Genomic DNA, 22,306 nt, shown 5'->3' on the forward strand with positions numbered 1-22,306 from the left:
TACTGGCCGTGCACCGCATCACCGCGGTACACACAATGGCGTGAGAGAGGGATCGAGATGACCGACGACGTCACCCGCATGCGCGGGCCCGTGAACGGCACGGAATCAGTCAAGAAGGTCGCCGTCGGATCCGGCGTGGGCGCGGTCATCGAGACCTACGACTTCATCGGGTTCGGCACGGCCGCTGCGCTCTACTTCGGCACGGCGTTCTTCCCGGGAAACGACCCGGTGACCGGCACGCTGCTGTCCTTCGCCACCCTCGGCGTCGGCTTCGCCGCGCGGCCCCTGGGCGGCATCATCGGCGGACACCTGGGCGATCGGGTCGGGCGCAAGCCCGTGCTGGTCGCCTCGCTCATCCTCATGGGTGTCGCGACGTTCGTCATCGGCCTGCTGCCCACGTACGCCACGGCCGGAATCGTCGCGCCGATCCTGCTCGTGATCGTGCGTGTCATCCAGGGACTCGCCTTCGGCGCCGAGTGGGGCGGGGCCATCCTCATGACCTACGAGCATGCGCCGTGGAGGAAGAAGGGATCGTTCACCGGGATCGTGCAATCGGGGTTCCCCGTCGGGCTGCTGCTGGCGAACCTCGTCTTCCTGGTGACGGTGCACCTGCCGGGCGACTGGGCCTGGCGCGTGCCCTTCCTGGCGAGCATCGTGCTCGTCGCCGTCGGCCTCGTCATCCGGTCGAAGGTGCCGGAGTCCCCGGTTTTCGAAGACGTGAAGAAGACCGGAGAGGTGCTGAAGTTCCCGCTCCTGACCGTGATCAGGAACGACTGGGCGAACATCCTCCGAGGAATCGGCCTGCGCGTTGCCGAGACCGCGGGCTACGCGGTGTCGGTGACCTACCTCATCTCCTACCTCAACGCCAACCAGATCACCGAAAGCTGGCAGACGCTCACCGCGCTGTGCATCGCCGCAGGCATCGGCATCTTCGCCATGTGGGGCTGGGCGAAGCTCACCGACCGCATCGGGCGCCGACCCCTCTACATCGTCGTCTGCGCACTGGGCGTGGTCTGGGGCTACCTGATGTTCCTGGGCGTCAACACCGCCGTCTACCCGATGGTGGTCATCGTGATCGTGCTGTCGTACACGGTGTTCCAAAACGCGCTGGCGGGTGCCCAGGGCGCCTGGTTCCCGGAGCTCTTCACGGCGAACACCCGCACATCGGGCGCGTCCCTGGCCTATCAGATCTCCGCGATGGTCTCGGGGTTCACCCCGTTCGTGACCACGCTGCTGTTCACGTCCTTCGGCTGGATCGGCCCGGCATCCCTCTTCTCCTTCTACGCGCTGATCGGCCTCATCTCAGCACTCCTCACGAAGGAGACGTGGACACCGCAGCAGCGGGCGTTCGCAGAGCGGGCGAGCCGAGAGACCGCGCCGGCGGTGGCCGCACGATAGCCGTGCCCGTCGCGCCGGGCACCAGCCCGGGGCGACGGCCTCGCCGGCGAGGCGCGGGCAGCCCATAGACTGCTGATATCGGACATTGTCGACAATCGGATTGTAGGTCATCACGTGGCGGAGAGCCCCTCCCTCCTCGGCCTGCAGCGCACCACGCTGCGGATGCAAGCCGTCGAAGCGCTGCGGCACGCGATCGCGTCGGGCGAGCTTGCGCAGGGCTCCCACGTCTCCGAGATCGAGATGGCCGGCCGGCTGCAGATCAGCCGCGGCACGCTGCGCGAGGCGATGCGTACCCTGCAGCTCGAAGGCCTGCTGACCGAAGGCGGCCGGGGCCGCCTGATGGTGCGGCAGATGAGCGAGCAGGAACTGCGCGACCTGTTCCAGGTGCGTGCGGCGCTCGAAGCGCTCGCCGCCCGCACCCTCGCCGTCCGGGCGGACCGAGAAGAACCCGTCGCCCGTCTGACGGAGATGGCGAACAGAATGGCGGGGGTCCCCGAATCCCTCGAGCACCGCATGCGCGCCGACCTCGACTTCCACCTGGAGATGTGCCGACTCACGGGCAACGAAACGCTCGTGCGCGCCTGGACGGCTCTCGAAGGCTCCATCCAGATGTCGATCACTCACTCCGGTCTCGATCGGGCGATCGAGAACATGAACGTCGCACGCCACCTGGCGCTCGTCGACGCCATCGCGACCGGCGACCCGGATGCCGCTGCCGCTGCCGTGCGCGAGCACATGGACGCCGCGGCGCACGTGTTGATCTCCTGATCCCGCCGCCCCGCCCCTAGGCTGGCGCCGCCGGTCCACGTCGAGCCCGGCCGAGGGGGAGCCATGAGTGCCGAGGCTGTCACGTCCGCGCCGGTGGATCGGATGTTGCCGCGCACCCGCCCGCTCTGGCTCTTCCCTGTGACCGGGGCGACTGCCGTGCTGGTCGGACTGCTCCCGTGGCTCCTCACCGGCGCCCGCATGCCGATCCAGAACCTGTGGGCGTTCACACCGACGGTCCCGCCGATCGTGCTGCTGCCGTTCAGCCAGTACTCGGTGGGCCTGATCTTGTCGGTGATCGTCGTCGGCGCTGCTCTCGCCGGCATCGCAGGCCGCGCGCTCGGCGCCCGCTCGAGACGGTCGGGAACGGCCCTGCTGCTCGCCGCCGTCGGCCTTCTCCAGCTGGCTGCCGTTGCGCAGACCGCCGTCACGGTCGCCGACACCTTGCAGGAGCGCACCGAGTCGACGATCTACGTGGTCGGCCTGAGCCTCGGCTGCGTGCTCACGGTCGCCCTCGGGCTGGCCGTCACGACCCTCATCGCGACCGCGCCGCGCGCCGGCGCACTGCTCGGTCTCGCGGTCGGCTCGGCCGTCACCAGCGGATGGCTGTCCTCGATCATCGTGCCTTTCGGCTCGCCTCCCGCGACGCTGCCCGCCGCCATGTGGCTGGTGCAGTGGGTGCCTCCGGTGCTGGTGGGCGCGGCGATCGCGTGGACGGGCGTCGACACGGCGGGGAGGGTCATCGCGGCCATCGCGGCCGTTGTCGCCGTCTGGATGACGCCGGCTTTCATCACGGGTCTGACCAACGCGGTCGGCTCACGCGTACTGGCCGAGAGCCCCGCCGACATGCTCGACTACGGGCTCGGCGTGTTCCGCATGGCCCTGTTCGAGCCAGCGCTGGCGTTGCCGCCGATCCTCACCGCAATCGTCGTGGCCGCGATCGGTCTGGCCGTCCGCGCTCTCCTGGGCCGCCGGCGCGCCGCCGTCGCCTGACCCTCTCCCAGGCGGGCGGCGAGCGTGGGTTGCCGCGACCCCCGTCGCCCGGAAGTTATCCACAACCGCCCGGATACTCGAACAAATGTCCGAGGTTCGCGCGAAAATGGGTGCATGCCGAAGACCAGCTACCTCCCCGCCGACGAGGCCGCGGCGCGCGCTGTCGACCGGCTCGGCGAGGTGCTTCCCGACCTGATCGGGGTGCGCGAGCAGATGGCGCGCCTGCAGGCTCATGAGGCTCGGCTGCTCGCCGAGACCGACGCCATCGTCGACGACTGGGTGACGGATGCCGGACTGCAGCACCGCTCCGAAGCCGAGATGCCGCACCGCATCGCGGCATCCGAGATCGCCGCCGCCTGGCGGGTCAGCGACCGCACCGTGCAGCGGCAGATGGGCGACGCCTCCACCCTCGTCAACGACTACCCGGCCACCCTCGCCTCACTCGAAACGGGCCGAATCTCCAGCGCCCACGTGCGCGTCATCGTCAGCAACGGCGCGATCATCACACGTCCTGAACTGCGCGCCGAATACGAAGCCGCCATCCTGCCCTACGCCGAATCCGAAGCGGCGACGCGGGTGGCGCCGATCGCGCGGCTCCGCGCCCACTGGTTCTCCGAGACCACCGTCGACGAGCGCCACAACCAGGCGCGGTTGCGGCGCAGCGTCTCCATCACCGACCTCGACGACGGCATGTCCGAACTCGTCGCGGTCTTGCCCGCTGCGCTCGCTCACGGCGCGTACGACCGCATCTCGCAGATCGCGCGCATCGCCCAGACGACACGCGCTTCGGGCGGCGATGACGACGCTCTCATCCCGGCCGATGCGGTACAGGCGGATGCCACCCCCGACACCCGCACGCTGAACGAACTGCGCGCCGACGCGCTGAGCGACCTGCTACTCACCGGCGCGCCGTCGTCGGTCGCGATCCCCGGCGGGCTGGATTCGATCCGCGCGAACGTGCAGGTCACGGTGCCGGTCCTCACGCTCATCGGCGACCACGTGGCCGATCCCTTCGAATCCACCACCCTCGTCGGGCACGGCCCCATCGACGCCGCGACGGCACGCACCCTCGCGGCCGGCGCACCCGGGTGGGACCGCATCCTCACCCACCCGATCTCGGGGGCGGTCCTCGCCGTTGACCGCTACCGCCCCTCCGAAGAGATGCGCCGCTACCTGCGCACCCGCGATCAGCACTGCCGATTCATCGCCTGCCGGGTGCCGGCTCGGCTGTGCGACATCGATCACACGATCGACCACGCGCGGGGCGGGCCGACCGCCGTCTGCAACCTCGCTCACTTCTGCGAGCGACATCACACCGCAAAACACCACTCGACCTGGCGCGTGGAACAGCTCGGTGGCGGGGTGCTGAAATGGACCTCGCCCACGGGCCGGGTCTACATCGACCGCCCGGTGAGCGAAGTCGCGTTCGCGACCGAACCCGACGAGTTCGACTCCCCGCCGTTCTGAGGTCGCAGCCGCACTGGTGTCATCCCTCCTCCCTGAGCTCCGTGGTGGATTACCCACCCCGTTGGGAGGCGCACAGCCCCGACGGCCCGTCAACCCCGCCGCACGCTGTCCGCACCCCGGAGTAGACCATCCGCATGAGCAGAACACGCGAATGGCTGGACGGATACATCACCGCCTGGCAGACCGAGAACCCCGACGATGTCCGCGCCATCTTCACCGATGACGCCGAGTACTGGTTCCGCCCCGACGACCCCGACCCGGCGCGCGGGATCGACGCGATCCTCGCGGCCTGGCCGGAGTCCGAAGGCGCTGACCCACAGCATCAACTCGACGTGCTGGTCGAGAACGACGATGTCGGCATCGTCACCGGCACGATCGACTACCCAGGCGGCACCGACTACGTGAACCTCTGGGAGGTGCACTTCGCCCCTGACGGACGGGCGAAGAAGTTCGTCGAATGGTGCAGCGCGCGTTCCGAGCCCGACTCGGCCTGACTCACGCGGGTCCGCGCGGACCCACCATCCCCGCGAACACCGCGTGAAGCAGCGGCAGCACCGAGACCGCCATCAGCACCGCGCCGAACACCTCGTCGGTCGAGCGCAGCAGCGCGCCACCCACCAAGAGGCCCCCGAAGAGGATCGCCGACACGATCCGGCGCGCGGCCCGCTCCAGCCGGGCCAGCCGGCGATCCAGCCGCGGCGTCTGCACGGCGATGCGGCCGTCCTCGATGCGATCGAGGAAGCCGTCCAGCCGTCGTGGCAGCGCCGCCGCGACGGCCGCGTTGCTCAGCGCCTGCCGCGCGGCATCCTGCACGACGTTGCCCCGCTCGTCGCGCATCAACTGCCCGGCATACGGCTCGATGGCCTCCCACATGTTGAACCCGGGCTCGAGCGCGCTGCACACCCCCGACACGAGCGACATCGCTCGGATGATGAGCAGAAAGTTCTCCGGCAGCTGGAACGGCATGTCGCGAACGACGTCGCCGAACTCCACCGCGAAGTCGCGGAACTCCTTCGGGTCCACCTGCTGCAGCTCGGCGAACCCCATCCCCCCGAACCGGGCGAAGAGCTGCGTCATCGCCCGCTCCAGCTCCCGGGTGTCGGCCGACGGCAGCAGCACGCCCACGTCGCCGATGCTGTCGACGAGCCCCTTGCCGTCCTGCGACGCCACCGCGATCACGAGCTTTCGCAGCCCTCGCCGCAGCTTGGGAGTGACCTCGCCCATCATCCCGAAGTCGATGAACGTCAGCTGCCATGATGGCGCGGGAGCGGCGTTCGGCCCGCCGCCCGGCCCAACCCCAGCGGAACCCAGCGGCGTGACGAAGATGTTGCCCGGGTGAGGATCCGCGTGGAAGAACCCGTCACCGAACAGCTGCTCGAACATCACCGACGCGAAGGTGCGCGCCACCTCCGACGGGTCGATGCCCGCCGCCCGCAGCGCGTCGACGTCGTTGATCTTGATCGCGGTGACATCCGAGAGGGTCAGCACGCGTCGGGTCGTCCGTTCCCACACCACCTCGGGCACCGACACGCGCGCGTCGCCCGCCGCGTTCTCGGCGAACCGCTCGGCGTTCCCCGCCTCGAGCAGGTAGTCGATCTCGGCCATGCTCGTGGTGGCGAACTCCTCGACGAGCGCGGGCATGTCCACGCGCTGCGCCACGACCTGCACCCGGCTGAGCCAGCGCCCCACCCGACGAAGCGCCGCGAGGTCGACGTCGACGATCTCCTGGATGCCGGGCCGCTGCACCTTCACCACGACCTCGTCGAACCCGCTGATCTCCTCGTCCAGAGCCGCAAGGCGCGCGCGATGGGCCTGACCGAGCGATGCCGCAGCGACAGGCACCTCGTCGAACCAGGCGTAGGCGAGATCCAGCGGCATCCCGAGCTCGGCCTCGGCGGCCGCCCGAATGGCGGGAAACGGCACCGGCGGCACCTCGTCCTGCAGACCCTCGAGCTCCTTCGTGATCTCCGGTGGCAGCACGTCCAGGCGCGACGACATGAACTGCCCCACCTTGATCATGAGCCCGCCGAGGTCGACCGCCAGCACGTGGAAGCGCTGGGCGATGCGCGTCATGCGCGCCGCACGACCCCGGGCGACGAAACGCCCGAGGCCGAAGCGCGGCAGGAAGAGTTCGAACCACCACGACTGCACGAGGTAGCGCGCGGCGAAGCGCAGAATGCGCCGGTACCGGGCGCGGGTGTCGCCGACGCCGGGGATGCTCCCACGCAAGCCCCGACGCTCCCCCGTCACGCGGGTCAGCTCTGCGCGAGAAGGGCGTACAGGCGACGCCGTGCGTCGTTGAGGATCTCGACGGCCTCCTGCACCTGCTCGGGCGTGCCCGAGCGACCCACCTGCGTCGCTGCCTGCGCCAGCTCCATGCCCGCCTTCGGCAGCGCCGTCATGCGGGCATTCTCCTTGGACTGCCCCTCCCAGGGCGCGGACTTGCCGGCGACGGCATCCGCCTCGATGTGGCCCGCCTCGGTGAGGGCGTAGGTCTTGCGACCGTTGGCCTCTTCAGCGGTGATCAGACCCTCGTCGGCGAGCAGCTGCAGCGTCGGGTAGACGCTGCCGGCGCTCGGCTTCCACGACCCGCCGCTGCGGTCCTCGATCTCCTGGATGATCTGGTAGCCGTGCATGGGCCGCTCCGCGAGAAGCGTCAACACCGCCACGCGCACGTCGCCGCGTCCCATCCGGCTGCCGCCGCTGGGTCGAGGCTCGAAGGCGCGACGCAGCTGATCGACGGCATCCCACATCCCCTGACCGAGGTCACCGATGCCGAAGCCGTGCGAGCCCGCGCCGAAGCCGCCCGGCCCTGCACCGAAGCCGCCGCCGCGACCGCCGCTGCTCGGGCCGCCGCCGAATCCGCCTGTGCCGAATGAACCGCTCATGGTGTCCCCCTCAAAAGTCGGTGAGTCTCACCGATACTTGACGATATATCGCTCAGAGGGATTGCAACAGGGGGATCCGTGTCGCCCGCGCGGGGCAGGATGCCTGGTGGGCGGCGTGCTCGGTCAAGCCCATTGCCTCCGCCGAGGGGCAGGGGTAGACACGAAGAATGAAGAGCGAGCGATACCAGTGGCGGGGCGAAGACGACCCGTCGAGGGTCGACACCGCTTACGTGCGGTTCCGGGATCAGGGGATGCAGGCCCACGGGTCTTCGGTGACCCGGGGATACACGATGTCCTGGACGCTCGACGTCGGCGACGGCTGGCTCACCGACCACCTGCGGGTCCGCTCGCTCGGCAAGGGCTGGTCGCGCTCCTTGGACCTTCGCCGCAGCCGCGACGGCGACTGGCGCGCAACGGGGACCCACACCGGCACCGTGGACCTGCCCGACCCGGGGATGGCTGACGACGTCGATTTGAGCGGCGCAGTGGATTGCGACCTGGGCCTCTGCCCCGTGACCAACGCCATGCCCATCCGGCGCCTCGACCTGCACCGCAGGGACCGCGACGAAACCGCCCTCTCGATGGCGATGGTCGACGTACCCTCGCTGCAGGTCAGCCGCAGCGAGCAGACCTACAGTTCCCGCGAGACCGACGGCCGCCGCACGGTCACGTATGCCAACAGCGACCGCAGTTTCTCTTCCGACCTCTCGGTGGACCACAACGGCATGGTCGTCGACTACCCCGGGCTGGCCTGGCGCTTCTACACCGACGCGTAACGGGTTTCGAGCGTCACTCCACCGCGGAATACGCTGGCGGGATGGACCCCGCCGAATGGGAAGAGCAGGTCGCCGCTCTGTGGGCGGACGACACGATCGACGACCGCGAGCGCGTGGACCGCATGCGCGTGCTGGCATCCGCCGCACCTCATCCGTCGCTGGGAGCTTTCGAGCTCGGCGGCGCGCTGGATTCCGCCGGTGAGGAAGCGGATGCCGACGAGCAGTACGCCGCCGCCACAGCGGCGGCCCTGGCCGACGCCGATCCCGCCCGCGCCGCACGGCTCGCGGTGCAGCACGCCTCGACGCTGCGCAACCTCGGCCGCATCGACGAGGCCATCACGATGCTGCAAGATGCCCCGTCGCACGCGTCGGTGGGGTCGGCGCCTGCGGTGTTCCTCGCCCTCGCCCTGCACAGTGCGGGCCGCCACGACGAAGCCCTCCGCGTCGCGATCGAAGCGGTCGAGCCGACACTCCCCCGCTACAACCGGTCGATCCGCGCCTACGCGGCCGCCCTCACCGGCTCCTGACCCGGCGTCGCACACCCCTACGCTGATCGCATGACCACCCTGCTGCGCGCCTGGACCGCGGTCGACGCGCCCGCGCTGGTCGACGCGGTGGCCTCGACGCCCGACCTCGTCACCCAGCTGCCGGTGGAGGAGCTGGCATCCCCCGACGATGCACGTGCGTTCATCGCCCGATCGCTGCATTCGGACTCCGCCCAGCGTGTCTGGGTGATCGTCGACGAAGGTGTCCCGGTCGGCAGCGTCGCCCTGACCCACATCGACCGGCGCCATGACACCGCGTGGGTGTCGTACTGGCTGGCATCCGCCGCCCGCGGCCGCGGCCTTGCCACCCGCGCGCTCGCGGCCGCGTCGGATTGGGCGTTCGCAGACGCCGGGCTCTTCCGGCTCGAGCTCGGCCACCGCGTCAACAACCCCGCCTCGTGCAGGGTCGCCACGCGCGCGGGATTCGCACGCGAAGGCCTCGAGCGAGCCAAGCTCCGCTACGGCGAGGAACGCTTCGACGTCGAGCTGCACGCCCGTCTCGCGACCGATCCGACTCCCGACGTCGCCCCGCTCCCCCGCGCCTGAGGCCGCTCTGACACACGCGGCACCGGCGCCCGGCGCATCGCGTCAGCCGCGGAAGAAGACCTCGGCCACGCGCTGCAGATCCCACAGGTCGCTGACGCCCGCGAGCTCCCGCGCGGAGTGCATCGACAAAATGGGGATGCCGACATCCACCGTGCGCATCCCGAGCCGGGTCGCGGTGATGGGACCGATCGTCGAGCCGCACGGCACCGCGTTGTTCGAGACGAACTCCTGCGACGCCACCCCGGCGTCGGCGCACCAGCCGTTCCAGGCCGCGGCTCCCACGGCATCCGTCGCGTACCGCTGGTTCGCGTTGATCTTGAGGATGGGGCCCTGTCCCAACTTGGGACGCACCACCGGGTCGTGCTTCTGCGGGTAGTTCGGGTGCACGGCGTGCCCCACATCGCTCGAGACGCACCAGCTGGCGGCCATCGCACGCAGCTGGGCCTCGCGGTCGGCGCCGAGCCCGAGCCACACCCGCTCCAGCACGTCGGAGAGGAAGGGTCCTGCCGCACCCGACCGCGTGCCCGACCCGACCTCCTCGTGGTCGAACACGGCGAGCATCGCGATGTGGTCGGCGTCGAAGCCGTCTGCCGCGCGCTCCAACGCGACGACGCCGGCGTGGACGGATGCCAGATCGTCCAGCCGCCCGGAGGCGAAGAACACGTCGTCGCGGCCGAACACCTGGCCGCGGGCGGCGTCGGCGGTGACGATGTCGTAGCCGCGGATGCGGGCGGCATCCACCCCCGCCTCGCGCGCGAGTTCACCCAGCAGGTCGGCCGAGTCCGCCTCGCCCAGGCCCCACACCGGCTGTGTCTGCGTCTGCTTGTCCAGCGCCAGGTGGTCGTTGGCCTCGCGGTCGAGGTGGATCGCCAGCTGCGGCAGGCGCAGGAGCGCACCCGTCGCCGTCAGCACCGACGTGCCGTCGTCGAGCACGAGCCGGCCGGCCAGGCGCAGCTCGCGGTCGAGCCACGAGTTCAGCAGCGGGCCACCGTAGACCTCAACGCCCGCCTGCAGCCAGCCGAGCGACCCGGTCGTCGGCTGCGGCTTGAGCTTGAACGCGGGGGAATCGCTGTGCGCCCCGAAGACGCGCACCGGCGTCTGCGCCGTCGCGCTCGTGGGGACGACCCACGCGATCACGGCACCGTCGCGCACGACCAGGAAGCGACCGCCGGCGGCATCCGGCCACGCCTCGGTTTCATCGAGCCGGGTGAAGCCGGCATCCACGAGGCGCTCGACCACTTCCGTCGCGGCATGGAAGCTCGACGGCGACGCCGCGACGAACGCGGCGAGGTCGTCGGCGTGGGCGAGTGCGTCAGCGGCTGCGGGCACGGCGGGACTCCTCAGATGGCGGGCGGTGCTTCGATCGTAGTTCGCGGGATATCGCCGGCGTGGTGGCGGTCGGCGGCGGCGCCGGCGGGACTGTCAGCGGATGACGAGCGCGACGGAATCGCTTTGACCGCGGCGCAGCTTCTGACCGGCGCGGATCATCTTGTACTTGATGCCGTACTTGGCGTTGAGCGCCCGGTCGAGGCGCGCCATGGTCGCCTCGTCGTCGTGCACGGTCGCGGTGGCCTCGATGGTCGCCGCGCCGTCGGTTACATTGCCGCGCACGTCGCAGGGCGTCAGCGTGACGCGCTCGGTGTGACGAAGTCGCTTGACCTTGCCCGATGCGCCACCCGTCGTCACAAGCAGCTCGTCCCCGTCGGGTGCCGCCCACACCGGCGTGCTCACGGCGACCCCGGTCTTGCGGAAGGTCGTCAGCAGCACGTACTCGGAGTCGGCGATCTCGCTCAGCGCAGGGGACATGGGTCCATTGTCCCCCGACGCCGGACGGAGCCGGGGCCACCCTCCGGCCCGCACCTCCGCCCGTCCCCCAGCCCGCCCCCACGAGAACCAGCAGGGCGATCAGATCGGATGCGCCCCCAGCAGCATCCCCTTCGGGTCGAAGGCCCGCTTCAGTTCCCGCAGTCGGACGAGTCCGTCGCCGAAGGCCGGCGCCCGGTCGGTCCCCGGCTCATCCACGAAGGTGAGCGCCACGCCCGTCGACCGCCAGGGCTCCAGCTGCGCCATGCCGGCGCGGACGGCGTCCTCCGCCCCCGGCACCGCCTCGGGCACCGGCGCCACGGCGATGGCATGGGCCACATACTCCCCCGCCACTGCCGAGACGGCACCGCCCCCGTCGGCCGGCCGCGCTGCCGCTCCCCCCAGATGGCGCAGCTCCATGATGAAGATCCCCGGCGTCCCGCTCGCCGCGACGAACGCGTCGACGGCCTCGCCAGGCAGGTCCGCCAGCATCGTCGCGGCCGACACCGACGGGGTGGGCTCGGGCGGGTCCATGTGCACGCCGATGAGCGCCGGCGCCGGGATGCGCGCGAACGTGTCGATCTCGGGAGCGAGCGCCCGCAGCGGGTCCAGCAGCGCGGATGCCGCGGCATCCGTCTCGAGGATCGCCCCGTCGATCACGACCACCGAGCGCCCGCTGAGGAACGGAGGCAACTCGGGCAGGGGCGGCAGGTGCAGCACCCGCAGCGCCGTCGTCGCGGATTCCGGTGCCGTCGCCGTCCATCGCGCCCACGCGTGGGCGACCTCGGCCGTGCGCGTGGCGTCCCACAGCAGCATTCCGGCGAACACGTCGGCGTACGGCAGCAGCGACAGACGCACCGACACGACGATGCCGATCGCCCCGGCACCGCCGCGCAGCGCCCAGAACAGATCGGGGTTCTCGTCGGCGGCTGCTCGCACGAGCGCACCGTCGGCGGTCACCACCTGCGCCTCCGTCACACTTCCCACGGCCAATCCGTGGGCGCGGGCATAGAAGGACACCCCGCCGTTGAGCGCATAGCCCACCACCGACACGTCACCGGCGCTGCCGTGCAGCGCCGTCAGCCCGTGCGGCGCAGCGGCGGCCAGCGCGTCGTCCCACGTCGAGCCGCCGAGCACGCGGGCCGACCGTGCGTCGGGGTCGACGCTCACCCCGCGCAGCCGGGAGAGATCGACGATGACGGTGTCCGATAGGTCGGCCCCACGCAGCGCCCCCGCCGCATGCCCCGTGGACTGTGCCATGACGCGTAGTCCCGCCGACCCGGCGGCGCGCACGATGCCGACGACGTCTTCGGCGCTCTCGGGACGGGCGACGGCGAGCGGCCGCCGGTCGACCGAGCGGTTCCAGGGCAGGCGGGCGGTGTCGTACTCGACATCGTCGGCGAGCACGACACGCTCCGCGAGCGCAGCGCGCAGGGCTGCGGCGGGTCCGTCGATGGGAGGGGCGGGAAGAGTCATATCGGGTGCATTCGGATCGATCGGGTGGACGCCGACGCGCCCGGTGGGAACAAGGCAACCCTCGCAGAGCCCGCCCGCGCCTGTCACTCCCAGAAGGGTGGGGGGTCTGGCGGCGGCCGGGCGGCGGCGGAACACTGAGGGGCATGGCCTCTGCGCCTGCGTACCGTCGTGCCCGCGACGAGATCGATGTCTTGTCCCGCGCGGGTTTCGCGCTGCCCGCCTTCGCCGCGCAGGCCATCGACGCGCTCGGCAGGGCGGTGGGGTTCGCGGCATCCTGCCTGTCGACCATCGACCCCACCACCGCGATGGTCGCCGGCGCGCTCAAGACGGGAGCCCTGGCGGGTCGCGACGACGGCGACAGGGACTGGGCGCAGATCGAGTACGGCCGCGACGACCCCACCGCCTACCGGGCCCTGCTGGCCCGAGGGGAGGTGGTGGCGACCGCGCACGCGGCGACCTCAGGGGTGATCGAGCGCTCCCCGCGGATGAGCGAGCTGATGACCCCGCTGTTCGGGTTCCACGACGAGGCACGCGTGGTGCTGGCGGACCGCGCCGGCCCCTGGGGCGGGCTGGCGCTGTTCCGCAGCGCCGATGACCGCCCTTTCACCCTCGCCGAGACGGGATTTCTCGCCGCTCTCGCGCCCGCGCTCACCCGAGGCATCCGCACGGGGCTTCTCGCCGGCACCGCACGGCACGACGAGGCCGCATCGGTCGGCCCTGCCGTCATCGTCGTCGACGCACGCGACCGCATCGTGCAGTGCAGCGATGCTGCCGCAGCGGCGCTGCAGCGCCTCGCTGCCGACAGCGCATTGGGCGACCCGCGCATATCGGTGCAGGCGCTGGTGACGGCGGTGCGCCGGGTGGCCCGCGGCGACGCGGAACGGATGCCACGCCTTCGGATGCGTCGTGGCGACGGGGTGTGGCTGCTGCTCCAGGCGGCACCGTTGGCGGGCGAGGGTCGAAGCGGCGACGTGGTCGTCACGATCGAGCACGCCCACCCGCAGGACGTCATCGACCTGGTCGGCGCCGCCTACGGGCTGACGGCGCGCGAAGGCGAGGTGCTCCGGCTGGTGCTGCAGGGCGCGGACACCCGTGCGATCGCGGGGACGATGCGGGTGTCGCCCTACACGGTGCAGGATCACCTGAAGTCGATCTTCGCGAAGGTGGGCGTGGCGAGTCGCGGCGAGCTCGCCTCCCGGGTGTCGTTCGACCAGCATCTGCCGCGCCCGATGGATCCGCCGGCGTCCCCGCCCGTCCCGCTCGCGACGGGTGACCGATTCACGGCCCGCTCCCAGTTTCACGGGACCAAAACGCCCCCGGCATCCGTTGCCCCTTATGACGCCGTGACCGATGGCGCCACCCGCGACCACACGCCGGGCTGAGATACTTCAGACCGACACGAACGAGGAGCACGCACATGACCAGCGGACCCACCGACACCGGAGCCATCACCCGCACGCCCGGCACCGAGACCGCCGTGCTCGCCGGCGGCTGCTTCTGGGGCGTCGAGGACCTCATCCGCCGCCAGCCCGGCGTCATCAGCACGCGCGTCGGCTACACCGGCGGCGAGAACGACCACCCCACGTACCGCAACCACCCCGGCCACGCCGAGGCGGTCGAGATCGTCTTCGACCCCACCCAGACGACGTACCGCGACGTCCTGGCGTTCTTCTTCCAGATCCACGACCCGTCGACCCTCAACCGTCAGGGCAACGACATCGGCACGAGCTACCGCTCGGCGATCTTCCCGCTCACCCCCGAGCAGGAGCACGTCGCCCGCGAGACGATCGCCGACGTGGATGCCTCGGGCATCTGGCCCGCCAAGGTCGTCACGACCATCGAGCCGGCCGGTCCGTTCTGGGAGGCCGAGCCCGAGCACCAGGACTACCTGGTGCGCATCCCCCACGGCTACACCTGCCACTTCGTGCGTCCCGGCTGGGTGCTACCCAAGCGCGCGGATGCGGTGAGCTGAGCCGCAACCCCCAAGCCCGTCCGCGCGCGTCGGCTACCGGCGCACGCGGCGGGACCCTCCCAGCACCCTCCCGAAGTGCGAGGCGAGCATCAGCGCCATCCCGGTGGCCGTCAGCGCAGCGACGGCGCGCTCGCCGGTGGTACCGCCGCTGCGCGCCATGAGCAGCCGGCCGGCGAAGAGGTTCGCGGCACTCCAGGCGACGTTCACCGGGGGTGAGGACAGACCGACGCCCGGCGGGTCGGAGAACGGCGAGGGGAAGGGCGTGCCCTGCACCCCGGCGACACCGTGCGGGACAGCGTTGACGAGTAGGGCGGCTCCGGCGGCGGAGCGCAGCAGATTCAGTGCGGACATGCGCGCCAGCCTAGGGTCGCCGGCAACGGCGACATCGGGGCTGGCGCCCCCGGTGCGAGGTGACGAGGATGTCACGGTGACCATCCCGCCCCGCGACACCCCCGGCGGCCCGTTCGCCGTGACGCTCGTGGTCGACATGCCGGTCACCAAACTCGAGGCGCTCGAGGTCATCGCCTACGTCGCCGACGCCGAGATCGAGCACGCCGGCACCGCGTTCCCCCGCGTAGGCCTCGCGCCCGGCGCCTGGGCAGAGGTGCAGATCCCGAAGTTCGCCGACCCGCCGCCCCTGGCGATCGACGTGTGCTCGGACGTGTCGGTGGATGCCGCGCGCGTGCAGTCCGACCGGCTGGCCGCCGCCCTCGTGCGGGTGGGGTGGACGGTGCGGCCGGCCCGCGACGGGGAGCGCTGAGCGCCGCGCCGCCGCAGGTGACCGGTCACGGCGAGCGCTCAGCCCCGCCGTCACTGCGTCAGAGCCCGACCATCTCGGCGCTGCGCTCCCACAGCATCCGCGCCAGGGCGGGATCCGCAGCGAGCGGGTTCGTGCGCGCGGGCTTGTTGCGCGCGTAGTAGCCGCCCGGTCGCCAGTCGATGCCGGGCACGCCTGCCGCGAGGAACGTCAGCCGCGACCCGCCCTCGTCGGGCGTGGTGAGCAGCCGCGTCGTGATCGGGTTGGTGTACATGAACCGCCACGGCCCGTCCGAGGCCCCCGCGAAGCTCGTCGCCACGGCACCGGGGTGAAAGGCGACGGCGTGCAAGCCCTCTCCCGAGAACCGGCGGTGCAGCTCCTTCGTGAACAGCACGTTCGCGAGCTTGGCGTTGCCGTAGGCGGCCCCGGCGGAGTAGCGCCGCAGCCCCTGCAGATCGTCGATGTCGAACCGCGCGAACCGCTGCGCGGCCACGCTGGAGGTCTGGATGACCGCAGCACCCGAGTCGATGAGCCGGTCCCGCAGCAGGTTCGTCAGCAGAAACCCGGCCAGGTGGTTCACCTGGAACGTCACCTCGAACCCGTCGTCGGTCAGCTGGCGCGGGCCGAAGATGCCGCCGGCATTGTTGGCGAGCACGTCGATGCGCTCGTAGGACTCCCGCAGCGCAGCGGCGAGATCGCGCACCTGGTCGAGGTGCGCGAAATCCGCCAGGTGGAAGGGGGCCCCGATCTCCTCGGCGACCTTGCGCGTCTTGTCGGGGTTGCGCCCGACCACGACGACCCGCTCCCCCGCTGCCTGCAGCTGCCGGGCCGCGGCTGCGCCGATGCCGTCGCTGGCACCGGTGATGACGATTGTGCGCGGCCCGCCATCCGCCGCGCGCGCCGATTCAGAGATCGAACTTCTCGTTCTCGCCCTCGAGGCGCTCACCCGTGACCTTGTGCTTGACGAAGGCCAGCACGCTCGCGACCCGGCCGCCCGGGCTGTCCCAGTACTCGCCGCTCTCGGCGTTGACCTTCAGCATCACGATCTCGGGGTCTTCGGGTCCCTGCGGGAACCAGGCCTCCAGCGCGGGGTTCCACTGTTCCTTGAGCTTGGCGTTGTCATCGACGATCTCGGCGGTGCCGGCCAGCGACAACCATGCGTCGTTCGAGCTGAACGAGACCCCGACGTGCGGGTCGCGCAGCACGTGCTGCGCGGCCGACGCGTGACGGCCGATCACGAACCACAGGTCACCGTCGGACTCGGTCTCCTGCACCGTCAGCGGGTGCGCGGTGAGCGTGCCGTCCTCGGCGCGGGTGGTCACCATCGCGAAGCGGAACTTCTTGAGCAGCTCATTGAGCTTCTGCAGTTCGCTCGTGTCAGCCATGGGGGCGGTCCTTTCGTCTTGGCGATAAGAAGCGGTAAGCGGCCATCACATCGCGCCAGAGGCCGCCACGGAACCGGTTGACAACCGGAAGCGCGTGCTTCATGGCCGACTCACAGCTCGACGCTGTCCTCACTCGGCACCGGCGTCTGCTGGTACAGCGCGAGCCGCCACTTCCCGTCCTGGCGCACGTAGACGCTGGACATCTCGGCTTGGAACGGCGGCCCGCCCGAGGCGCGGAAGGCGCGTCCCCGGTACACGAAGGCCGCCGCATCCCGACCGATCTCGATCAGCCGTTCGTCGGTGATCTCGTATGCGGACCATGCCGGCGCGTCGGCGAGGGAGGCGATGACCTGCCCGCGGTCGAGCACCGAGCCGTCGGCGAGCACCATCAGGCCGTCGTCGGTCATCACCGTCCCATAGAAGTCGCCGCCGCTGCCGTCGCACAGCGACTGCCAACCGGCGTTTTCGAGACGGAGCAGTTCCGAGACGTTGACATCCATGCCGCCAGTGTGCGCATCCCGCCGCCGGGACTCAACGGTCGACACCCTTTCCGCCACCTGCTCCCGCTCCTAGCCTGGGCGGATGAACCACCGGAGCGCGCGGGAATGAGGGCGGGCGAAGCGGCCGACGCACCGGCATCCGACCCGCGCGCCGCGAAGCCGCGCCTGCTCTACGTCGAGGACGAACCCGAGACGGCGGCGATGGTGATCGAGGTGCTCTCCGACGAGTACGACATCGACCACGCCGCCACCGGTGAGCAAGGGCGCAGCCTCGCCCTCGGGCGACGCTACGACGTGATGATCATCGACCGACGCCTCCCCGGCATGTCGGGCGTGGACCTGCTGCACGCGGTGCGCACCGCCCGTATCGCCACCCCCGTGATCATGCTCACCGCGCTCGGCGCCGTCGACGACCGCGTGAGCGGGCTGGATGCCGGGGCGGACGACTACCTCGTGAAGCCGTTCGACTTCGCCGAGCTGCGCGCGCGCCTGCGGGCCGTCCGCCGCGGACGCGGGCCGGCCGACCGCCGGGAGCTGGGCGACTGGGTCTTCACGCCGGGAGCCCAGGCACTGTACTCCCCCGCCACGGGGCGGGTCGCCCTCACCCAGGCCGAGACGGCGCTGCTGGAGCTGCTCACCTCCAGCCCCGAGCATGTCTTCACCCGCGAGGAGATCGTCGACGCCGTCTTCCCCGGCGGTTCCGCTGCCACCGTCGACACGTACGTGCACTACATCCGCCGCAAATCCACCGCCGAGATCATCGAGACCGTCCGCGCCCGCGGCTACCGTGCGGGAGCCCCCCGATGAGCAGGCGGAGGGAGGCCGCGACCGCCGCCGACCGCCGCCGGGTGAACCAGGCCGCGCTGCGGGCGGGCCTGTGGGTGGGGCTGGCCTCGGCGGCCGTCGTCGCGATCATCACGGTGGCGACCGTCGCGGTGATGATCGCCGCTTCGCGCCCCGACCGCCGGCCGCCCCGCGAGGGCGGCGGACCGGGGGCGCGCGTCATCGACCTCGACGAGGTGGCGCCGGTCGCCATCGTGCTCGGGGTGCTCGGCGTCGTCGCCCTCGCCGTCATCGCCTGGTACGCCGCCCAGCGCGCGGCCCTGCCCCTGGCCGAGGCGCTCCGCGTGCAGCGGGCGTTCGTGGCCGACGCGAGCCATGAGCTGCGCACCCCGCTGACCACGCTGACCAGCCGCATCCAGCTCGCACAGCACCGCGCCGAACGCGGCGGCGACGTCTCGGCGGTGCTCGCCGATCTGCGCCGGGACGCCGAGGTGATGAATGCGGCGCTCACCGATCTGCTCGAAACCGCCGAGGCGGCCGGCGCGCGCGATGACGACCGCCGCGCGGTCGCATCGGTGGCAGCGGCCGCGCACGACGCGGCATCGGTCGTCGCCCCTCAGGCGACCGAGGCAGGGGTGACGATCTACGTCGATGTCCCCGCGACGCTCGAGGTCGGCGCGGAGGGTGCCGCCCTGACCCGCGCGCTCATCGCGCTGCTCGACAACGCGGTGCGGCACTCCCCACACGGCGGCGCGGTGCAGGTGACGGCGCGTGCGGCGGGCCGGCGCGTCGAGATCCGCGTGGCGGATCAGGGGACCGGGATCTCCGGCATCGACACCGACCGGCTGTTCGAGCGCTTCGCCCGCTCTGCTGCACCCGGCGAACGACGCGGATTCGGACTCGGGCTCGCGCTCGTCCGCGACATCGCGACACGGTTCGGCGGCGGGGTGCACGTCGAGAGCACCTCCCCGGCGGGCACGACCTTTCTGCTCGCCCTCCCTGCACGCAGCTCGGCCGGCGGTGGCCCCGTGGGCTGAGGGCTGGCACTGACGAACCTATGGACTCGCCCGGACAGGGCGACTCTTGGTCTTGTCTTTGAACGCGCGCGCGAGAGTGTGGGCATGCCTGAGAACACCACCCCCAACGAGAACGAGGAAACCACCCCGACCCCCGACAGCACGCCGACCGCCGCGGCGACGCCGCTGCCGCCGCGCCCACCCATGCCCGAGCAGCCCGCGGCGCCGCAGGCCGACGCGCAGGCCGCTGCCGCCGACGCGAAGGCCGACGCGAAGGCGTCCAAGGCCGCCGCCAAGGCCGCCGCCAACGAGAAGCCGTTCGCCCAGCGCACCTGGGTGAAGGTGACCGGCGGCGTCGCCGCCGGTGTCGTGCTGCTGGGCATCGGGTTCGGTGCCGGCTGGGGCGTCTCGAACGCCGTCGAACCGACGCTCGCGGGCAACGCGGGCGACAGCGAGCTGTGGCACCACGACGACATGCGCTGGGATGACGACGACGACCACGACGACTCCGGTCGTTTCGGCCGCGGCGGGCCCCTCGGCGGCATGGACCAGGACATGAACCGGGACATGGACCGCCCCAGCGCGCCCCAGGACAGCGAGTCCGACGTCGCTCCCGAGGACGGCGGAGCCGAGGTGACGCCCGACACCGAGTCCGAAGACGACTCCCGCGGCGACGACACCCGTCCCGAGCGCCGCGGCCCCGGGGACCGTCACTCCGACGAGCAGTCGGGAGACGACGCCACCCAGAGCAGCACGTTCCGCTTCTGACCCATCCGCCACAACGGCCACGCCCCCTCACCCGGGCGTGGCCGTTCGCGTCTCGCCGGCGGAGCGAGGCCGTCGCCCGGCCGTTGCGCGGGCTTACCTGAGCAGACGCGCCGCGTCAACGACCCGGGACGAGGCCACCCGGTGGGTACCGTGGCAGAACGTGCCACCGAGAGGATGACGTGACCGCCGCAGAGACCGGGACGAGGACCGCCGTCTCGGTGGTGATCCCGGTGAAGGACGACGACACCGAGCTGCGCCGGTGCCTGCGCGCCCTGGCCCTGCAGACACGCCTGCCCGACGAGATCGTCGTGGTCGACAACGGCTCCACCGATTCCTCGGCCGAGGTCGCCCGCGCCGCGGGGGCGCGCGTGGTGCGCTGCGACGAGCCCGGCATCCCTGCTGCCAGCTCTTGCGGGTACGACGCCGCGCGCGGCGACATCATCCTGCGCCTCGATGCCGACAGCCTGCCCGCGCACACGTGGGTGCAGACGATGTCAGAGGCGCTGGAGCGGCATCCCGACGTCGCGGCCTTCACCGGCGGCGCCCGCTTCGTCGACGGACCGCGGCGCCTGCGGCGACCGCTGGCCGCCCTCTACCTCGGCGCCTACGCCGCCGTCACCTTCTCGGCGCTCGGCCATCTGCCGCTGTTCGGGTCCAACCTCGCCATGCGCAGGTCGGCCTGGCGAGACGTGCACGACGAGGTGCACCGCCACGACCCCGAGGTGCACGACGACCTCGACCTGGCATTCCATCTGGGGCTGCGCCACCGCATCCGCTATCTGCGCAACGCGGCGATGGGCATCTCGATGCGCCCGTTCGGCGACCGTGTGGGCTTTCGACGGCGCGTCTGGCGCGGCTACCACACCGTCGTCGCGCACTGGCCCGAGGATTTCCCGCCGGTGCGCTGGCAGAAGCTGTGGATGCAACGGGCCCTGCACCGCCGCGACGTGCCCGACGCGCGAAGCCGCGTCGGGCGATGACCGACCCCTTGCGGCCTCTCATCGGCCCCGTGGCCGCCCCCGACCTGCACGTCATGACGTTCAACATCCGGCGGCGGATGCCGGCTCTGCTCACCCGACCCGCCGACCGTTGGGCGCGGCGGGCGCCGCGGCTTCGCGGCGTGCTGCGCGCGGAGCGGCCGACGGTTCTCGGCGTGCAGGAAGCGCTGCCCGACCAGGCCGCCGCGATCGCCGCCGCCCTCGGCCCGACTCACCGCTTCGTCGGCCACGGGCGCCACCCCCGCCGCGAAGGCGAGGCCTGTCCACTGTTCTACGACGCCGAGCGGCTCGAGCTGCTCGACTGGAGGCAGAGCGCGCTGTCGGACCGCCCCGAGCAGCCCGGCTCGACCACCTGGGGCAACGTCATTCCTCGCATCCTCGTGCAGGCCGATTTCCGCGACCGCGCCACCTCCGCCGAGTTTCTGGTGGTGAACACCCACCTCGACGTGCTCTCCTCGCGCGCCCGGCTGCGCGGGGCCCAGTACATCCGTCGCCTCGTCGCCGGGCAGCCACGGCCGGCCGTCGTGATGGGCGACCTCAACGCGGGGCCGTCCTCCCCCGCCGTCGGAAACCTCCTCGCCGGCGATACGCTCGTCGACGCGTGGACGGCGGCGGCCGAGCATCTCACCCCGGAATGGGGCACCTACGGCGGCTACCGACGGCCCCGCACCGCCGGTGACCGCATCGACTGGATCGCGGTCTCGCCCTCCGCCGCCGTCGTCACCGCCGCCGTCAACGCCGACCCGGTCGACGGTGGCTGGGCGTCGGACCACTTCCCCGTCCAAGCCGTCCTGCGGATGCCGCGATCGGAGAACAGCCCATGATCGAGAACTTCCTCCGGCGCCCGCAGACGGTGAGCGAGGTCATCGCCGACACGCTGCGACTCGTCGGACTGCTCAGCGTCATCGCGGCGTCGATCTGGAGCACCGCGACCGACGCAGGCATCCTGGCGCTCGCCCTGCCGGCGCTGCTGGTCCCCCGCTTCGTCGGCGTCCGCTCGTCGTTCGACATCGTCTACCAGGTGATCGTGCTGGCCGCGGCGTGGAGCAACGTGCTGGACTTCTACCGCACCGTCGACAACTGGGACCTCATCCTGCACTTCTCGTGCACGGCGGTGCTCGCGGCGATGGCGTACCTGGTGCTCGTCCGGTTCTCGATCACCCCCGACCCCCGCACCGAGGGGTTTGCGCGACGCACGGCGATCGTGCTGGTCACCGTGCTGGGACTGGCGGCGAGCGCCGTCTGGGAGATGATCGAGTGGGTCGGCTACGCGTTCATCACCGACGAGATCTTCGTGACCTATCCCGACACCATCGGCGACATGGCCGTCGGCGGGCTCGGCTCCCTCGTCGCCGGCATCGTGCTGGCCTTCGTGCGTCTCGACCGCTCCGACGCCTGACCAGGTGGGGCCACCGCCGCCCTGACACATCCCCCCGCGGCGCGCAAGGCCCGGGCCTTGCGGTGATCGGC

26 protein-coding genes are annotated in these 22,306 nt (G+C 71.5%); 17 read left to right on the forward strand and 9 right to left on the reverse strand.

Features of this window, described 5'->3' with window-relative positions; translation table 11 throughout:
* Window positions 1-57 precede the first annotated feature (57 nt).
* From QNO21_RS11245 to QNO21_RS11265, 5 genes are all read left to right on the forward strand, one after another.
* Entirely contained in the window at window positions 58-1,398 is a 1,341-nt protein-coding gene (locus QNO21_RS11245; protein ID WP_257518002.1) for an MFS transporter, read from the forward strand.
* A 114-nt stretch (window positions 1,399-1,512) separates the two neighbouring features.
* Complete coding sequence (locus QNO21_RS11250; protein WP_257514784.1) at window positions 1,513-2,166, forward strand: GntR family transcriptional regulator; 654 nt, start codon at window positions 1,513-1,515, stop codon at window positions 2,164-2,166.
* Between the two features lie 63 nt (window positions 2,167-2,229).
* Window positions 2,230-3,156, forward strand: coding sequence for a hypothetical protein (locus QNO21_RS11255; RefSeq protein WP_257518003.1), 927 nt, complete (start codon window positions 2,230-2,232; stop codon window positions 3,154-3,156).
* A 114-nt stretch (window positions 3,157-3,270) separates the two neighbouring features.
* On the forward strand, window positions 3,271-4,623 hold the full coding sequence (locus QNO21_RS11260; RefSeq protein ID WP_257518004.1) for an HNH endonuclease: 1,353 nt from the start codon (window positions 3,271-3,273) through the stop codon (window positions 4,621-4,623).
* 134 nt (window positions 4,624-4,757) lie between these two features.
* Window positions 4,758-5,117 (forward strand): nuclear transport factor 2 family protein, encoded by a 360-nt coding sequence (locus tag QNO21_RS11265; RefSeq protein WP_257518005.1) that lies wholly within the window; start codon window positions 4,758-4,760, stop codon window positions 5,115-5,117.
* A gap of 1 nt (window position 5,118) precedes the next feature.
* Here QNO21_RS11265 and QNO21_RS11270 read toward each other — a convergent pair whose 3' ends face one another.
* Window positions 5,119-6,852 carry an ABC1 kinase family protein gene (locus QNO21_RS11270; protein ID WP_257518006.1) on the reverse strand — a complete coding sequence of 578 codons (1,734 nt, stop codon included), beginning with the start codon at window positions 6,850-6,852 and terminating at the stop codon, window positions 5,119-5,121.
* 26 nt (window positions 6,853-6,878) lie between these two features.
* Complete coding sequence (locus QNO21_RS11275) at window positions 6,879-7,511, reverse strand: PadR family transcriptional regulator (protein ID WP_257518007.1); 633 nt, start codon at window positions 7,509-7,511, stop codon at window positions 6,879-6,881.
* A 167-nt stretch (window positions 7,512-7,678) separates the two neighbouring features.
* On the opposite strand from QNO21_RS11275, the gene QNO21_RS11280 reads away from it, so the two are divergent.
* From QNO21_RS11280 to QNO21_RS11290, 3 genes are read left to right on the forward strand one after another with little or no spacing between them, the layout of a single operon-like run.
* On the forward strand, window positions 7,679-8,287 hold the full coding sequence (locus tag QNO21_RS11280; protein WP_257518008.1) for a putative glycolipid-binding domain-containing protein: 609 nt from the start codon (window positions 7,679-7,681) through the stop codon (window positions 8,285-8,287).
* Between the two features lie 41 nt (window positions 8,288-8,328).
* Entirely contained in the window at window positions 8,329-8,814 is a 486-nt protein-coding gene (locus tag QNO21_RS11285; protein WP_257518009.1) for a tetratricopeptide repeat protein, read from the forward strand.
* Window positions 8,815-8,844: 30 nt separating this feature from the next.
* Window positions 8,845-9,378 carry a GNAT family N-acetyltransferase gene (locus tag QNO21_RS11290; RefSeq protein WP_257518010.1) on the forward strand — a complete coding sequence of 178 codons (534 nt, stop codon included), beginning with the start codon at window positions 8,845-8,847 and terminating at the stop codon, window positions 9,376-9,378.
* A gap of 42 nt (window positions 9,379-9,420) precedes the next feature.
* On the opposite strand, the gene QNO21_RS11295 is transcribed toward QNO21_RS11290, so the two are convergent.
* The 3 genes from QNO21_RS11295 to QNO21_RS11305 all read right to left on the reverse strand — a co-directional run bounded on the left by QNO21_RS11295 (window position 9,421) and on the right by QNO21_RS11305 (window position 12,657).
* On the reverse strand, window positions 9,421-10,707 hold the full coding sequence (locus tag QNO21_RS11295) for a M18 family aminopeptidase (protein ID WP_257518011.1): 1,287 nt from the start codon (window positions 10,705-10,707) through the stop codon (window positions 9,421-9,423).
* Window positions 10,708-10,800: 93 nt separating this feature from the next.
* Window positions 10,801-11,184, reverse strand: coding sequence for a PPOX class F420-dependent oxidoreductase (locus QNO21_RS11300; protein ID WP_257518012.1), 384 nt, complete (start codon window positions 11,182-11,184; stop codon window positions 10,801-10,803).
* 99 nt (window positions 11,185-11,283) lie between these two features.
* Complete coding sequence (locus tag QNO21_RS11305; protein ID WP_257518013.1) at window positions 11,284-12,657, reverse strand: FAD-binding oxidoreductase; 1,374 nt, start codon at window positions 12,655-12,657, stop codon at window positions 11,284-11,286.
* Window positions 12,658-12,800: 143 nt separating this feature from the next.
* On the opposite strand from QNO21_RS11305, the gene QNO21_RS11310 reads away from it, so the two are divergent.
* Both QNO21_RS11310 and msrA read left to right on the forward strand, forming a co-directional pair.
* Window positions 12,801-14,039 carry a response regulator transcription factor gene (locus tag QNO21_RS11310; protein ID WP_257518014.1) on the forward strand — a complete coding sequence of 413 codons (1,239 nt, stop codon included), beginning with the start codon at window positions 12,801-12,803 and terminating at the stop codon, window positions 14,037-14,039.
* 35 nt (window positions 14,040-14,074) lie between these two features.
* Complete coding sequence (gene msrA, locus QNO21_RS11315; protein WP_257518015.1) at window positions 14,075-14,629, forward strand: peptide-methionine (S)-S-oxide reductase MsrA; 555 nt, start codon at window positions 14,075-14,077, stop codon at window positions 14,627-14,629.
* A 33-nt stretch (window positions 14,630-14,662) separates the two neighbouring features.
* Here the strand turns inward: msrA and QNO21_RS11320 are convergent, their stop codons facing one another.
* Window positions 14,663-14,980 carry a hypothetical protein gene (locus QNO21_RS11320; protein ID WP_257518016.1) on the reverse strand — a complete coding sequence of 106 codons (318 nt, stop codon included), beginning with the start codon at window positions 14,978-14,980 and terminating at the stop codon, window positions 14,663-14,665.
* A 76-nt stretch (window positions 14,981-15,056) separates the two neighbouring features.
* Between QNO21_RS11320 and QNO21_RS11325 the strand changes: the two genes are divergently transcribed.
* Window positions 15,057-15,389: a hypothetical protein gene (locus QNO21_RS11325; RefSeq protein WP_257518017.1), complete on the forward strand. Its 333-nt coding sequence runs from the start codon at window positions 15,057-15,059 to the stop codon at window positions 15,387-15,389.
* Window positions 15,390-15,447: 58 nt separating this feature from the next.
* Here QNO21_RS11325 and QNO21_RS11330 read toward each other — a convergent pair whose 3' ends face one another.
* The 3 genes from QNO21_RS11330 to QNO21_RS11340 form a co-directional block, all read right to left on the reverse strand.
* The gene (locus QNO21_RS11330) at window positions 15,448-16,299 is read right to left on the reverse strand and encodes an SDR family NAD(P)-dependent oxidoreductase (protein WP_257518386.1); all 852 of its coding nucleotides are present in this window, start codon (window positions 16,297-16,299) and stop codon (window positions 15,448-15,450) included.
* Window positions 16,292-16,771: a pyridoxamine 5'-phosphate oxidase family protein gene (locus tag QNO21_RS11335; protein WP_257518018.1), complete on the reverse strand. Its 480-nt coding sequence runs from the start codon at window positions 16,769-16,771 to the stop codon at window positions 16,292-16,294. The genes QNO21_RS11330 and QNO21_RS11335 overlap by 8 nt, the downstream gene beginning before the upstream one ends.
* A 110-nt stretch (window positions 16,772-16,881) precedes the next feature.
* Window positions 16,882-17,271: a nuclear transport factor 2 family protein gene (locus QNO21_RS11340; RefSeq protein ID WP_257518019.1), complete on the reverse strand. Its 390-nt coding sequence runs from the start codon at window positions 17,269-17,271 to the stop codon at window positions 16,882-16,884.
* Window positions 17,272-17,376: 105 nt separating this feature from the next.
* On the opposite strand from QNO21_RS11340, the gene QNO21_RS11345 reads away from it, so the two are divergent.
* From QNO21_RS11345 to QNO21_RS11370, 6 genes are all read left to right on the forward strand, one after another.
* A complete protein-coding gene (locus QNO21_RS11345; protein WP_257518020.1) occupies window positions 17,377-18,078 on the forward strand; it encodes a response regulator transcription factor in 702 nt (233 codons plus the stop codon).
* Entirely contained in the window at window positions 18,075-19,091 is a 1,017-nt protein-coding gene (locus tag QNO21_RS11350) for a sensor histidine kinase (protein ID WP_257518021.1), read from the forward strand. The genes QNO21_RS11345 and QNO21_RS11350 overlap by 4 nt, the downstream gene beginning before the upstream one ends.
* Window positions 19,092-19,175: 84 nt before the next feature.
* Complete coding sequence (locus QNO21_RS11355) at window positions 19,176-19,838, forward strand: hypothetical protein (protein ID WP_257518022.1); 663 nt, start codon at window positions 19,176-19,178, stop codon at window positions 19,836-19,838.
* 179 nt (window positions 19,839-20,017) lie between these two features.
* On the forward strand, window positions 20,018-20,818 hold the full coding sequence (locus QNO21_RS11360; protein WP_257516045.1) for a glycosyltransferase family 2 protein: 801 nt from the start codon (window positions 20,018-20,020) through the stop codon (window positions 20,816-20,818).
* Window positions 20,815-21,660, forward strand: coding sequence for an endonuclease/exonuclease/phosphatase family protein (locus QNO21_RS11365; RefSeq protein ID WP_257518023.1), 846 nt, complete (start codon window positions 20,815-20,817; stop codon window positions 21,658-21,660). Before QNO21_RS11360 ends, QNO21_RS11365 begins: the two co-directional genes overlap by 4 nt.
* Complete coding sequence (locus tag QNO21_RS11370) at window positions 21,657-22,235, forward strand: DUF2238 domain-containing protein (protein ID WP_257518024.1); 579 nt, start codon at window positions 21,657-21,659, stop codon at window positions 22,233-22,235. Before QNO21_RS11365 ends, QNO21_RS11370 begins: the two co-directional genes overlap by 4 nt.
* The last annotated feature ends 71 nt before the right edge of the window (window positions 22,236-22,306 follow it).

It is taken from the genome of Microbacterium sp. zg-Y818 (assembly GCF_030246905.1).
Taxonomy (GTDB): domain Bacteria; phylum Actinomycetota; class Actinomycetes; order Actinomycetales; family Microbacteriaceae; genus Microbacterium.

Bases quoted from the DNA above. Each gene is read 5' to 3' on its own strand.
- QNO21_RS11355 (WP_257518022.1), top strand. From the start codon at position 19,176: ATGCCTGAGAACACCACCCCCAACGAGAACGAGGAAACCACCCCGACC.
- QNO21_RS11300 (WP_257518012.1), bottom strand. From the start codon at position 11,184: ATGTCCCCTGCGCTGAGCGAGATCGCCGACTCCGAGTACGTGCTGCTG.
- QNO21_RS11265 (WP_257518005.1), top strand. From the start codon at position 4,758: ATGAGCAGAACACGCGAATGGCTGGACGGATACATCACCGCCTGGCAG.
- QNO21_RS11365 (WP_257518023.1), top strand. From the start codon at position 20,815: ATGACCGACCCCTTGCGGCCTCTCATCGGCCCCGTGGCCGCCCCCGAC.
- msrA (WP_257518015.1), top strand. From the start codon at position 14,075: ATGACCAGCGGACCCACCGACACCGGAGCCATCACCCGCACGCCCGGC.
- QNO21_RS11290 (WP_257518010.1), top strand. From the start codon at position 8,845: ATGACCACCCTGCTGCGCGCCTGGACCGCGGTCGACGCGCCCGCGCTG.
- QNO21_RS11280 (WP_257518008.1), top strand. From the start codon at position 7,679: ATGAAGAGCGAGCGATACCAGTGGCGGGGCGAAGACGACCCGTCGAGG.
- QNO21_RS11345 (WP_257518020.1), top strand. From the start codon at position 17,377: ATGAGGGCGGGCGAAGCGGCCGACGCACCGGCATCCGACCCGCGCGCC.
- QNO21_RS11335 (WP_257518018.1), bottom strand. From the start codon at position 16,771: ATGGCTGACACGAGCGAACTGCAGAAGCTCAATGAGCTGCTCAAGAAG.
- QNO21_RS11245 (WP_257518002.1), top strand. From the start codon at position 58: ATGACCGACGACGTCACCCGCATGCGCGGGCCCGTGAACGGCACGGAA.
- QNO21_RS11370 (WP_257518024.1), top strand. From the start codon at position 21,657: ATGATCGAGAACTTCCTCCGGCGCCCGCAGACGGTGAGCGAGGTCATC.
- QNO21_RS11340 (WP_257518019.1), bottom strand. From the start codon at position 17,271: ATGGATGTCAACGTCTCGGAACTGCTCCGTCTCGAAAACGCCGGTTGG.
- QNO21_RS11255 (WP_257518003.1), top strand. From the start codon at position 2,230: ATGAGTGCCGAGGCTGTCACGTCCGCGCCGGTGGATCGGATGTTGCCG.
- QNO21_RS11305 (WP_257518013.1), bottom strand. From the start codon at position 12,657: ATGACTCTTCCCGCCCCTCCCATCGACGGACCCGCCGCAGCCCTGCGC.
- QNO21_RS11260 (WP_257518004.1), top strand. From the start codon at position 3,271: ATGCCGAAGACCAGCTACCTCCCCGCCGACGAGGCCGCGGCGCGCGCT.
- QNO21_RS11275 (WP_257518007.1), bottom strand. From the start codon at position 7,511: ATGAGCGGTTCATTCGGCACAGGCGGATTCGGCGGCGGCCCGAGCAGC.
- QNO21_RS11285 (WP_257518009.1), top strand. From the start codon at position 8,329: ATGGACCCCGCCGAATGGGAAGAGCAGGTCGCCGCTCTGTGGGCGGAC.
- QNO21_RS11350 (WP_257518021.1), top strand. From the start codon at position 18,075: ATGAGCAGGCGGAGGGAGGCCGCGACCGCCGCCGACCGCCGCCGGGTG.
- QNO21_RS11310 (WP_257518014.1), top strand. From the start codon at position 12,801: ATGGCCTCTGCGCCTGCGTACCGTCGTGCCCGCGACGAGATCGATGTC.
- QNO21_RS11320 (WP_257518016.1), bottom strand. From the start codon at position 14,980: ATGTCCGCACTGAATCTGCTGCGCTCCGCCGCCGGAGCCGCCCTACTC.